Genomic DNA, 12,989 nt, shown 5'->3' with positions numbered 1-12,989 from the left:
TTCAAGTCCATTTTATAAAAAAAATATTTTTTTTAGGGATTGGGTATAGTTGCTTTACTATACTTATAAGAGCCCTTAATAGGGAATACCAATTTATTTTACCCGTTATGAGTCGAAAGGCATTTCAAAACTTATTGGAACGTTATTTAAAGGGCCAATGTACCAGAGAAGAACAAGATATTGTTCGTCATTGGTATGACTTACTCGATGTTGAAGAACAAATAGATTTAGATGAAACGGCATTTGAGACCTTGGAGGAACGTCTATGGGATAAAATAAATACAGTCACTCTTCAAAAAGAAGACAAAAAAAAAGTTCCTCAGATTAAGCGTTTGTCTTCATATAGTTATATTTCTATTGCTGCAGCACTAGTGATCATTATTGCCGGAGCGGTGTGGATAAATAGGCGATTGCGTTGTAACCCTGTAGAACCTGAATTCGTATTGGCCAAGTCACATGCTGTCGTTGTAGTTAAAAACAATAAGCAGGGAACGATGGAACTTATATTGCCAGACGCATCGAACGTTAAGTTGTTTAAAGGAGCGCAGCTGACTTATCCTAAGGCATTCAACCGGAGAGAAATTACCTTAGTTGGGGATGCGCTTTTTGATGTGAAGAGCGATCCTTCGAATCCGTTTGTGGTTTTCCATGAAGGGATGATTACACGGGTTTTAGGTACCTGTTTTTTAATTAAATCCGGAGTGACAACAGGTAATGATGAAGTGATCGTATACTCGGGTAAAGTTGAAGTTATACGGTCGTCAAAGAAAAGTAATTTCATAGAACGGATTGTCGAAAAACCGGTGACCGTACAACTTACCATGAATCAACGAGCGGTTTTGAACGAGAAAGAGCAGACCCTACGGGAAACACTAGCTGAAACGCCTGTTCCTATTGAGGCGAAGCAAAAATTGTTGCAAGAGACTGCTTATAAGGAAATGACTCTTTCCGATTTGGCGAAGCGATTAAGTGACGTATACGGTATAACTATTCAAGTTAAGCCACAGGCGAAGAATATCACCTTTACAGGTGATTTAAGCGATATGGGATTGTTCAACCAACTGAAATTGATCTGTAATGTAACCGAAACAACCTATCATATAGAAGAGAAAACCATCATTATCCAATAATAACACAAACCAAATTAATTGCCCATGAATACGACATAAACTATAACCCAATCAAACAAAGACCGGCAATATGGGGGTATTGCCGGTCGGAGATTAAATCATGATTATGGGTCGGCATATTGGCCGGCCCTTCACAAACCAAAATTTTTCGAATTTATGAAAAAAGAACGAATTATTGCTATAACCAAACAAGCGATGAGAATATCTTTTATTCATGCGCTGCTCATCTCTATTGGCACCTTTACAACCTATGCCCATACAGCAGAAGCTCAAGGAGCATTGAAAAGAACAATAAGCATTACAAAAACGCGGATGACGCTAAAAAGCTTTTTGGAAAACCTAGAAAACCAGTCGCATGCAAAATTTATTTACAGTCCGTCTATTTTAAAAAGCCACCGTACAGTAGAAGTTGGCGTCCTAACAAGTGATCTAGAACACGTATTAAATGAGGTACTTGTACCAATGGACATTGACTATAAAGTAGAAGGAGAGAAGATTTTATTAATTCAGAATAGGCAAGATACTAAGATCGGTGGTAAGATCATTGACGCGGTAACGAAACAGCCATTACCAGGTGTAAGTGTGCTCATAAAAGGATCAAGTAACGGTATCTTAACGAATGAGGAAGGGCAATTTACGTTTTCTGCAAAGGTGAATGATGTACTGGTTATTTCCTACGTGGGCTATGTAGGGCAAGAAATCAAGGTTACCAGTAGTCGGCAAGTTTATAACATCAGTTTAGAACCAACCACCAGTGATCTGGATGAAGTTGTAGTAACAGGTTACTCATCGCAGCGGAAGAAAGACCTTACGGGAGCTGTTGCAGTTGTTGACATTGGCCAGATGAAAAGCCAACCGGCAGCGAGTGCTGTGGAAGCTATGCAAGGAAAAGCGCCTGGTGTACAGATTATTACCGATGGTGCCCCCGCTTCCACTCCCCAAATACGCATTAGGGGATATAGTACAATCAATAACAATGATCCATTATACGTTATAGATGGTGTACCTTATGAGGGGAAATTAAGTTGGCTTAATCAAGCAGATATAGAATCTATGCAGGTCTTGAAAGATGCTTCGGCTGCCTCCATATATGGTTCTAGAGCCAATAATGGTGTCGTGATTATAACAACAAAACAAGGAACAACCGGAAAACCGGCAATAACATTTGATGCGTACTATGGGACACAAGATCCGCGAAATGGTTCTTTTCCTAAAATGATGAATCCTACTCAGTATGCCGAAAATTTATTGCTTTCATTCCATGGCGAAGACCCAGGGTCTTCTTTTACCAAGTTATATGGAAGCGGTGCTACGCCAGTTTTGCCTGAATACCTATTAGCAGGTTCCAAAGTGGGCTTAGAAGTAACTGACGCAGATGCGAATCCAAGTCTTTACAATTATACTAGGGACAATAGTACATTTTACCAAATAACAAAAGCTAATCAAACAGGAACAAATTGGTTTGATGAGATTACGGAAAACGCACCCTTACAATCCTATCAATTGGCAGCCAATGGTGGTAGTGATAATGCTACTTACGCTGTTTCTGCAGCTTATTTTGGGCAAAATGGTACGATTAAACATACGGGTTTTGATCGGTTTAATTTTCGTTCAAACACACAGATTTCTGCGTTCAATAACCGATTTCGTTTTGGTGAAAATGCTCAATATAGTTATTCAGAAAATTATGGTTTTGGAAGTAATGTCAATACGCCAGGAACTTACCAAGATGAAGGGAGTGCACTCGGTTTTGCCTACCGGATTCCAACCATTATTCCAGTTTATGATATTATGGGCAACTTTGCTGGTTCTAAAGGAGGAGCACTTGGAAATGCTCAAAATCCTTTAGCTATGTTATATCGTGCAAAAGACAATAAGAATAAAAGTAACTTTTTTTTCGGAAACATATTCGGAGAAGTAGATGTAGTTGATGGTTTGACAGCCCGTACGAGTTTTGGTATTCGCTACGAAAATTATAATGGCATTTCACTTACTTATCCCAATCTAGAATTTTCAGAAGGTAGTAATGCTAATGGCGACAGCGAAAATCAGGGTTATAATACAGAGTGGACTTGGACGAATACATTGAATTATAAGAAAAACTTTAACGATGAACATAATTTGAATGTCTTAATAGGTACAGAAGCAATAAGAAATAGAAGTCGGCAGTTAGTGGGTTCACGAAATGGATATTTTATCTTAGGTAATCTTGATTATTATTATTTGGATGCAGGTACGTCTAATATTACAAATTCCAGTACAGGAAGTGTCGGTTCATTATTTTCTATTTTCGGAAAAGCAGATTATTCGTACAAAGATCGCTATCTATTGAGTGCAACAGTGAGAAGAGACGGTTCTTCTAATTTTGGATCAGCACATCAATACGGTGTCTTTCCTGCCGGAAGTGTAGCTTGGCGTTTATCACAGGAGGAATTTATGAAAAATACGGAATGGTTAACCGACCTAAAAATTAGGGCTGGCTATGGAATTACTGGAAATCAACGCATCCCCGCATTTCAATACCTTGATCGCTTACAGTCTTCTATTGGGTCTTCCTCATACCCTATAGCAGATGGTAAAGGATTGGTAACTGGTGTTCGACAAAATGCATTTAAGAATGAAGTGGTAAAATGGGAGGAGGTAAGATCACTTAATATCGGTCTGGACTTTACTGTTCTCAATGGTAAATTCGACGGTTCATTCGATTGGTATAATAAAAAAACGAGTGATATGCTTTATCCCGTTCCTTTACCTTCAGTAGCAGTTGGAGGAGGATCGTCTCCTTATGTTAATGTTGGCGACATGGAGAATAAAGGTGTTGAATTGACTTTAGGGTATCATTACGGAAGAGAAGATGACAGACCATTTAAGTTTGATGTTGGCGTTAATATATCGCGGAATGTCAATAAGGTAATCGAATTAGCTCCTGGTGTTACACAGCAAATTTATGGCAATTTTCGGAGTCTAAGTACTACAGTGCTGAAGGCTGGTGATCCTTTTGGATCTTTCTATGGTTATAAGGTAGCGGGTATATACCAGAGCGAAGAAGATCTTGCAAATTCTGCAACATATACAGATGCGCGAGTTGGTGGACTAAAATATGTAGATATTGATGGAAATGGTTCTATAGGTCCTGAAGACAGGACGGTTATTGGTAATCCGCATCCCGATTTTATCTATTCTTTGAGTCTAAATGCATCGTATAAAAACTTTGATCTGGCATTATTTTTTAATGGTTCTCAAGGAAACGACTTGTATGAAGCTACACGTTATTTCACAGATTTCACCACTTTTGACGGTGCTTTGAGTACGCGATTACTCGACGCTTGGAGCCCAACCAATACAAGTAGTACTATTCCTTCACTGTATCGAGGTGCTTCTGACTTTGAGTACGCTTCTTCAAGTTATTATGTACAAGATGGTAGCTTCTTTAGGTTAAAGAACTTTCAGATTGGGTATACACTCCCGGCAGAGCACTTGTTTGGCAAGGCGATTTCCAGAATGCGCGTTTATTTGGGAGCAACCAATTTATTTACAGTCACCGACTATACAGGTTTAGATCCAGAAGTCAGTCAGGAAGATAGTACCTTCCCTGTATTAGGTGTAGATCGTGGCATCTACCCCGTTTCCAGACAGTTTATTATAGGTTTAAATGTCGGCTTTTAATTGTTAAGATCATGAAGATAAAAGGAATAAAATATTTCGTATATGCAACGCTTGTGTTTTCTGCATTTTCTTGTAGTAAAAGTTTTTTAGAACGTAATCCGCAAGCGGAGTTAACGTACCCTCAAATAGAGAGTAAAGACGGCGTAGAAGGTTTGTTAGTAGGAGCCTATGCATTATTAAATGGGAATATCAATGGCGATTGGGGGAACTATGCTTCTGCTCCAAGTCAATGGCTTCTAGGAGAAGTTGCAGCTGATAATGCGCATAAGGGAAGTAATAATGGTGACCAACCCAATATGAATCTGATCGAGCAGCACAAGCCAACAAGTACAAATGATAATTTACAGGTTTTGTGGAACCGATCTTATGAAGGGATTGTGCGCTGTAATAATACCCTTCGTATACTGGCTCAATTGCAGGCAGGCTCCGGAGAGAAATTTGACGATGAAAGAGCGATACAAATTCAGGGTGAAGCTAGATTTTTAAGAGCTCATTACTATTTCATGTTGAAAAGAATTTTTGTTAATGTACCCTATGTTGATGAAACCGTGGCTGCTGAAGATGCGAGTGCAGTTCCAAATGATGCTGATGTTAACCCTAAAATAGAAGAGGATTTGCAGTTTGCGGTTGATAACCTAACTGATAAGTTCAATAATGAAGCTGGTAGGGCAGACAAGATAACAGCGAAGGCGTATTTAGGCAAGTTTTTATTATACCAAGAGCGTTATGATGAAGCGCTACCTTTGTTAAAGGATGTGATCGCTAGTCGGCCGGATATTACATCATTACCCTTTACAGATAATTTTGATGTAACTAAAGAAAATGGACCAGAAAGTATCTTTTCTGTTCAGCACACCATTAATCCAGATGGAACAGGTGATAATGGAAACGTTGGTGATATGTTGAATTTCTTCTACGGTACTGCACCTATTTCTTGCTGTGGTTTTTTTCAGCCCTCATTTGATTTAGTCAATTCCTATCGGGTGACAGATGATGGATTACCGATGCTTGATGGAACCTATCAGGATAATCCTTATTTGTCTGATTTTAAATTAAGTGGTGATGATAAGTCTGATTACAAAGTGGATAAGAATTTAGCTATTGACCCCCGATTAGATTATACCGTTGGGCGTAGAGGTGTGCCGTTCCGTGATTGGGGTATTATGCCTGGAGATGGTTGGATCCGTGATCCAGGATTTGCTGGCCCTTTTGTTGCCATGAAACACACCATTGAAAGTTCACAATTTGCGACAAATACCGTTGCTGGTACACAACAGATTACCGGTTTAAATGTCAATATCATCCGATTAGCTGATGTCTATTTAATGGCCGCTGAATGTCAAACAGAATTAGGAAATCTCGCTGATGCACTTCAATTAATTAATGCTATACGGGAAAGAGCCGCCAATTTAAGTCCAAAAGAAGTAGATGGGACACCAGTTGCTGCTTACAAGGTTAAACCTTATCCTTCCTTTCCAAATGTAGATTATGCGCGAAAGGCTGTGCGATTTGAACGACGTTTGGAATTAGCGCTTGAAGGACATCGGTTTTACGATCTAGTGCGATGGCATGTCGCTAAAGATGTTTTGGAAAATTATTCGAAATTTGAAGGCAAATATCTTAGCATTTCGAAAAATCTTTCTTTTCAGGATAAAAACACCTACTATCCTATACCACAGGACGAAATCGATCGGAGCGGAGGTGCTTTGAAACAAAATGACGGTTATTAACCAATCCATTTCTATACTAATAAAAAGCCGGAAGAAGTGATTTCTTTCGGCTTTTTACGTTAAACCTGGATATTATATTAGTTCAGTAATAGGTAATAAGCTATAGGTTTTAAAGCCTAAAGCGTAATGCGGGTTAATTTTATTTTTCATCGTTGAATCTTATAAGACATTTGTCGTTTTAAAAAAGAAATGTTACATTTGATGTATATCATTAGGCTAACGAAATGAAAGCAAAAACCTATTCTACAAACAGTATTATTCCAGGCATTGCCAAGGAGTATGATATGGTATATTTTGTCAATACTTCAAGAAAGGGCTTATCCTACGAAGATTTTGTCAAAATCGCAAAACAAACACCTTTTTCTATTGACGATTGGTCTTCTTTTCTACACCTGTCCGAAAGAACCATGCAACGTTATAAAAAAGAGAACAAGCCCTTTGATCCCATTCATACAGAAAAGATACTGGAAATAGCACTTCTTTATGATCAAGGTACAGATACTTTTGGTGATGCATCGGGTTTTAATTTGTGGCTTGATCTACCGAATGTAGGTTTAGGAGGTGTGACACCGAAGTCGCTTTTGGATAGTACATTTGGCGTTACCATGTTACGCCACGCTTTGGTTCGTATAGAAAACGGCATTCCGGCGTGATTTTGTATCGGCTCGTTAAATCGCGATATAGTCGTGATATTGCTAGAAAGGGTGCTGAATTGTGCGGAGGACGCTGGAATAGCGTAGGGGTGCCGATGTTGTACACCTGCCCATCCAGAGCCTTAGCTATGGCTGAAGTGGCCGTGCATCTGCCTTTGGGCATTTTGCCAAAGGATTTCGTTATGGTAACACTGTATGTGCCCGATGAAGGAGGAATGAAGGTGTTGCCTCAAATAGATTTACCCAATGGCTGGTTTCATTATCCACCGATATATTCAACACAAAGAATAGGCGATGCATTTATCCGGAAATCGGATTATTTGGTGCTGCAAGTACCATCGGCAGTCGTGCACGATGATTTTGTGGCCTTGATCAATCCGCATCATCCCTTATTTCCGCAAGTTAAAATGCTTGAGCAAAGACCTTTTGTCTTCGACAGACGTTTATTTCAACATCATTTATCATGAGTGATAAAGCTACCATAAGAGCTTGGGCGATGTTTGATTGGTCAAACTCCGCATATAATCTCGTCATTACATCAACCATCTTTCCCGCTTACTATACCGCTATTACCACAACGGATGCTACAGGAGATCGGGTGAGTTTTTTCGGTTTCCGTTTTATCAATACAGCACTTGCTAATTATTCTCTGGCTTTTGCGTATCTCGTTATGGCGCTTGTTTTACCAATACTTTCGGCAATCGCCGATAATCGGGGTAATAAGAAATCGTTTATGAAAGGATTTACCTACATGGGAGGATTGGCCTGTATTGGATTATACTTTTTTAAGCTGGAAACCTTAGCGTTTGGGATTATTTGCAGTACGCTAGCTGCAATGGGTTATATTGGTGGTGTATTATTTAACAATTCTTATCTTCCGGAAATTGCTACGGTTGATGAACAGGATCGGGTGAGCGCTCAAGGCTTTGCATACGGTTATGTAGGAAGCGTTATCTTGCAGCTAATTTGTTTTGTATTTGTACTCAAACCAGAATGGTTTGGGATAAGTGATCCAACATTGGCCCCACGATTATCTTTTCTATTGGTTGGGCTTTGGTGGATCGGCTTTTCACAGATCCCCTTTCGTAAATTGCCTCCGGGTAAAGCCAATAAAAAAGGTACGAGCACCCATGTACTAAAAAATGGTTTTTTGGAATTGACCATTGTCTGGAGGAAAATCCAACAGCTTTCCAGACTGAAACGATTTTTGGCTGCCTATTTCTTTTATGCCATGGGGGTGCAAACAACGATGTTGGTGGCTGCGGCGTTTGGGGAGAAAATTCTTCATTTGGGAACAGACAAATTAATAATTACTATATTATTGATTCAATTAGTAGCTATTTTAGGTGCATATCTTATGTCTGCCTTAGCTACTCGTTTGGAAAATATTCAGGTATTGGCGGGGGTTGTATTGGTTTGGATAGCCGTTTGTGTTAGCGCTTATGCGATTCGTACAGAAGGTCAGTTCTATGCTTTGGCCGCCGTTGTTGGATTAATTATGGGTGGAATTCAATCCCTATCACGATCAACATACGCCAAGTTTATTCCAGAGAAAGAAACGGATACAACTTCCTTTTTTAGTTTTTATGATGTTACAGAAAAGTTAGCTATTGTTATCGGTTTGTTCTCCTTTGCTTTTATAGAAGAACGTACCGAAAATATAAGATATTCTGCATTATGCTTAGCTTTGTTCTTTGTCTTTGGATTGTTTTTTCTTTGCCGTTTACTTTGGAAGAACAATCAGGGAAAAGACACGTTGAAAAATAGAATATAAAAAAATAAGATTTATGGATGTTAGTTTGTTCATTCCCTGTTTTATTGATCAATTGTACCCGGTTACGGCCTTTAATACCGTAAGAGTGTTGGAAAAAGCGGGATGCAAAGTAAACTATAATCCAGCGCAAACTTGTTGTGGGCAACCAGCCTATAATGCTGGTTTTTGGGATGAAGCAAAAGGGATTGGTCACAAATTTCTACAGGATTTTGAAGCCTCAACATATATTGTATCACCCTCTGCTTCTTGTACGGGTATGGTCAAAAATGCATATAACGATCTTTTTACCAATTCTATGGTACATAACCAATGCCGTTCTATTCAAGCGAGCATCCATGAGCTTTCCGACTTTTTGATTAACATCCTAAAAAAGGATTATTTTGGTGCTGAATTGGAGGGTAGGGCCGTTTATCACGATTCGTGTTCAGCATTGCGCGAATGCAAAATAAAGGAAGAACCGCGGCAACTTTTGTCTAAAGTTGATGGACTGGAAGTGATAGAAATGCGTGATCAGGATACCTGTTGTGGTTTTGGTGGGACCTTCTCCGTGAAATTCAGTGCGATTTCATCTGCTATGGCCGAGCAAAAAGTAAATAATGCCTTAGCGGTAGGTGCTGAATATATTATTTCTACTGATGCTTCTTGTTTGTTGCACTTACAGGCTTATATTGATAAACAGCAACTTCCAATAAAAACCATGCACTTAGCGGATGTTTTGGCAAATGGTTGGGGGAACGTTTAGTGGCTATATAGTTAGTGGTTGGGTAGTTATTGGTTAGTAGTAGTTGATATGGGTGTCCTTTTAACCGTAGGGAAGAAATCTGTGGTCTCTTTCTTTCTGGTTTAGGAGTCGGTACACACAACACCTGTGATATTCCATTTTTTTTCCTAAATTGCCTTCTTACACAAACCAAAAAAATATGAATAATAGAAGAACCTTTTTAAAGCACTTGGGGATGGGTGCTTTGAGCGCTACCGTGTTTTCTAATTTACCGTTAGCCGTTTCTGCCGGAGATAAAAAGCTTTTCTTTGATATTTCTCTGGCGGAATGGTCCTTTCATCGAGCCTTGTTTTCAAAAAAAATGGACAATCTAGACTTTGCGGCTACCGCGGCGACAACATATGGCATTCATGCGGTAGAATACGTGAATCAGTTTTTTAAGGATAAGGCCAATGATCAGACATACCTACGGGAGATGCTTAAACGTGCCAAAGATAATGGTGTTAAAAATGTACTCATCATGGTTGATGGTGAAGGAGAGCTTGGGGCAACCAATGATGCTGAGCGTAAAAAAGCCGTTGAAAATCATTATAAATGGGTAGAGGCTGCCAAGTTTTTAGGATGCCATGCCATCCGTGTTAACGCAGCAGGTAAGGGATCTGCGGAAGAGGTCATGCAAGCGGCGGTAGATGGATTAGGATCGCTAAGCGAATTTGCTGGCAAACATAAGATTAATGTCATTGTAGAAAACCATGGTGGCTTATCGTCTAATGGTCAGTGGCTCAGTTCGGTTTTGAAACAGGTTGGCAAGAAAAATTGTGGTAGTCTACCAGACCTCGGTAATTTTTATGAATACGATCGTTATCAGGGGGTGACAGATATGATGCCATTTGCCAAAGGTGTGAGTGCAAAAACACATGATTTTGACAGTGAAGGAAACGAAACTGTTATTGATTATATGCGGATGTTGAAAATTGTAAAAGATGCCGGGTTCCATGGCCATATTGGGATAGAATATGAAGGGGAAAAACTCAGCGAGGATGAGGGTGTCAAAAAAACGAAACTTTTACTCGAGCGTGTTGGAGCGGCGTTGAGTTGATTAATATGTAGACCGCTTTCCTAAATTTGCATTTAAACATAAGTTTATCTAAGTTTGGAGGGCAATGCATGAATAATACTCATCTATTATTTTAGCATTGTCCTTTTCAATGACTAGGTATTGAAAACCGATTAACGTTAATATAACCTTAAAATAATTATACTGAGGATATTGTTATATATTTTCGCAATGTTGCGTTGGTTGGACACTTAGGTGTAATTTAAATGGAGAATTTGCAAGGACGTATATTATGGAAGGCATTTATCGAGGGCAATGATCAATCATTTGAGTCTTTATATGAGCTCTACATTGCCAGACTTTTTGCGTTTGGCATGAAGTATCATACCGATCGTGATTTAATACAAGATTGTTTGCAAGACTTGTTTGTTAATATCTATCACTATCGAAGTAATCTAAATCCAGATGTGAATCCCCTTTCTTATCTTTTTGCTGCATTAAGGAACGGTATATTGGCCCGGTTAAAACAAGAAAAGAAAAATTTAGATACAACCGCTTTAATATATACCTTCCAGTTGGAATGGAGCGCGGAAATGACTTGGATAAAAAAAGAAGAGGACCGCGCGTTAATCTATAAATTACAGCAGTTCACACAACGCTTACCAGCTAGGCAACGGGAAATTCTCTATTTGAAGTTTAGTGAAGAACTTGGTTACGAAGCGATAGCTGAAATGCTTAATATCACGGTACCTACTTGCCGGACATTGGTATATCGCGCCATCAAGCAACTGAGAGAACAAATTGAAAACCTTCCTTTGGTACATCTATTGTGTTTGTTCTTTAAAAGACATTCCCTTTAATACTTTGTTCGTGTTTTATTGTTCAAGTCTATTGTAGGTATTTTTATTTTCTCAATATACCCGTTTGTTACTTCCTTATGAACGATGGAAAAAAGGGGAAGTGAAAATTAATTTTAATTTTTTCAAAGAAGTAGTCTATAAAAATCAATGCTTTTACTTTATATCTAAAAGAGTACGATTAACTTTAGATGAAGAGAAAAGTAGAAGATATTTTAAGTGAAGATAAAATAGCCGGGATAGATAAGAAGCCTACTGATTTGGATGATCAGGAAAAGCTAGCTTTGACATTTAGCAAAACGTTTGCAGAGAGTAAGCAGGAACACCTATCTGCACATGAAAAGGGTACATTGTGGAATGACATACATGCTCAGATAAGACGTAATCAGCAAGCGGTTCCACGTATGAGGTTTGTTAAGCGGTTGAATTGGTTTGCAGTCGGACTGGTTTTTATCCTGCTATCTTTAGTTGTTTTTCTTCAACTTCATAAAGATCCAGTAACCATTCAAACCGTAGCTACTCATAACAAGAGCTTCTTTTCGGGAGTTACTGAAGTGGAATTACTGAAGGCTGATAAAAAATCAGTGGCATTTGGTACGGATACCTTAATTAATTATAGCTATCTACAGGAAGAATCAAAAGTTGACCAAAAGAAAAATACTACTCAATACAATTCTATAGGTGTGCCCTATGGGAAGAGAAGTCAGCTTTTGTTAGAAGACGGAACAAAAATCTGGTTGAACGCTGGTTCTATCCTTACTTTTCCTGAACATTTTGCCGATAACCAACGAGAAGTTTATCTAGAAGGCGAGGGGTATTTCGAAGTGGCTGCCGATGTACATAGACCCTTTAATGTGAAATCTGCACATATGGATATTCACGTGCTGGGTACCAGTTTTAATGTAAGCACCTATGCTGATGATACCTTTGCATCTACTATATTGTTAAGTGGCAAGGTAGAGGTTTCCAGTAACAGTTCAATTATTTTTGACAAACAGATATTAGAGCCAGGTATGGAAGCTAAAGTGAGTAAGCAATTACAGACTTTGGTGGTAAATAAAGCCCCAGAAGGTTCTGTTTCGTGGACTAAACGTAGGCTGATACTGAAGAATACTTCACTTGCCGAAATAAACAAAAAATTGGAGCGCTTCTATAATACACCCATTATAGACCATTCTGACGTTTCTATCCATGATACATTTTCTGGCAGCTTAGATCTAAGTCAGAGCCTACAGGAAGTTTTACAAAATATATACGATAAGCAAACCTATACGGCCAAACTCATAGAAAGGAGGATATGTATTCAAAAAAGATAATCAACTGAATAAGAAATAAGAGGAAAGTGCTGCAACACTCTCCTCTTTATGAACTAATTAACCGGATTAATTAATTAATTTATGT

At 38.8% G+C, this 12,989-nt stretch carries 10 protein-coding genes; all 10 read left to right on the top strand.

Annotation, left to right across the window (positions count from 1 at the left end; translation table 11 throughout):
* The first annotated feature begins 107 nt into the window (after positions 1 to 107).
* A complete protein-coding gene (locus tag ABD930_RS20005) occupies positions 108 to 1,130 on the top strand; it encodes a FecR family protein (protein ID WP_345234702.1) in 1,023 nt (340 codons plus the stop codon).
* A gap of 156 nt (positions 1,131 to 1,286) precedes the next feature.
* Entirely contained in the window at positions 1,287 to 4,796 is a 3,510-nt protein-coding gene (locus ABD930_RS20000; RefSeq protein ID WP_345234700.1) for a SusC/RagA family TonB-linked outer membrane protein, read from the top strand.
* Between the two features lie 11 nt (positions 4,797 to 4,807).
* Positions 4,808 to 6,526, top strand: a complete 1,719-nt coding sequence (locus ABD930_RS19995; RefSeq protein ID WP_345234697.1) for a RagB/SusD family nutrient uptake outer membrane protein — start codon at positions 4,808 to 4,810, stop codon at positions 6,524 to 6,526.
* A gap of 224 nt (positions 6,527 to 6,750) precedes the next feature.
* Complete coding sequence (gene parS, locus ABD930_RS19990; RefSeq protein WP_345234695.1) at positions 6,751 to 7,179, top strand: type II RES/Xre toxin-antitoxin system antitoxin; 429 nt, start codon at positions 6,751 to 6,753, stop codon at positions 7,177 to 7,179.
* A complete protein-coding gene (locus ABD930_RS19985) occupies positions 7,176 to 7,646 on the top strand; it encodes an RES family NAD+ phosphorylase (protein ID WP_345234693.1) in 471 nt (156 codons plus the stop codon). Before parS ends, ABD930_RS19985 begins: the two co-directional genes overlap by 4 nt.
* A complete protein-coding gene (locus ABD930_RS19980; RefSeq protein WP_345234691.1) occupies positions 7,643 to 8,953 on the top strand; it encodes an MFS transporter in 1,311 nt (436 codons plus the stop codon). The genes ABD930_RS19985 and ABD930_RS19980 overlap by 4 nt, the downstream gene beginning before the upstream one ends.
* Positions 8,954 to 8,966: 13 nt before the next feature.
* Positions 8,967 to 9,695, top strand: coding sequence for a (Fe-S)-binding protein (locus ABD930_RS19975; RefSeq protein WP_345234689.1), 729 nt, complete (start codon positions 8,967 to 8,969; stop codon positions 9,693 to 9,695).
* A 178-nt stretch (positions 9,696 to 9,873) separates the two neighbouring features.
* Complete coding sequence (locus ABD930_RS19970; protein ID WP_345234686.1) at positions 9,874 to 10,773, top strand: sugar phosphate isomerase/epimerase family protein; 900 nt, start codon at positions 9,874 to 9,876, stop codon at positions 10,771 to 10,773.
* A 224-nt stretch (positions 10,774 to 10,997) separates the two neighbouring features.
* A complete protein-coding gene (locus tag ABD930_RS19965; protein ID WP_345234684.1) occupies positions 10,998 to 11,591 on the top strand; it encodes an RNA polymerase sigma factor in 594 nt (197 codons plus the stop codon).
* Between the two features lie 188 nt (positions 11,592 to 11,779).
* Positions 11,780 to 12,904: a FecR family protein gene (locus tag ABD930_RS19960; protein ID WP_345234682.1), complete on the top strand. Its 1,125-nt coding sequence runs from the start codon at positions 11,780 to 11,782 to the stop codon at positions 12,902 to 12,904.
* Positions 12,905 to 12,989: the final 85 nt, after the last annotated feature.

Source organism: Olivibacter ginsenosidimutans (assembly GCF_039542865.1).
Classification (GTDB): Bacteria; Bacteroidota; Bacteroidia; order Sphingobacteriales; family Sphingobacteriaceae; genus Olivibacter; species Olivibacter ginsenosidimutans.
The sequence above is the reverse complement of the archived record's forward strand: the minus strand, read 5'-3'. Positions and strand labels throughout refer to the sequence as shown.

Excerpts from the sequence above, each read along its gene's own strand:
- ABD930_RS20005 (WP_345234702.1), top strand. The coding sequence starts at position 108 with ATGAGTCGAAAGGCATTTCAAAACTTATTGGAACGTTATTTAAAGGGC.
- ABD930_RS20000 (WP_345234700.1), top strand. The coding sequence starts at position 1,287 with ATGAAAAAAGAACGAATTATTGCTATAACCAAACAAGCGATGAGAATA.
- ABD930_RS19995 (WP_345234697.1), top strand. The coding sequence starts at position 4,808 with ATGAAGATAAAAGGAATAAAATATTTCGTATATGCAACGCTTGTGTTT.
- parS (WP_345234695.1), top strand. The coding sequence starts at position 6,751 with ATGAAAGCAAAAACCTATTCTACAAACAGTATTATTCCAGGCATTGCC.
- ABD930_RS19980 (WP_345234691.1), top strand. The coding sequence starts at position 7,643 with ATGAGTGATAAAGCTACCATAAGAGCTTGGGCGATGTTTGATTGGTCA.
- ABD930_RS19975 (WP_345234689.1), top strand. The coding sequence starts at position 8,967 with ATGGATGTTAGTTTGTTCATTCCCTGTTTTATTGATCAATTGTACCCG.
- ABD930_RS19970 (WP_345234686.1), top strand. The coding sequence starts at position 9,874 with ATGAATAATAGAAGAACCTTTTTAAAGCACTTGGGGATGGGTGCTTTG.
- ABD930_RS19965 (WP_345234684.1), top strand. The coding sequence starts at position 10,998 with ATGGAGAATTTGCAAGGACGTATATTATGGAAGGCATTTATCGAGGGC.
- ABD930_RS19960 (WP_345234682.1), top strand. The coding sequence starts at position 11,780 with ATGAAGAGAAAAGTAGAAGATATTTTAAGTGAAGATAAAATAGCCGGG.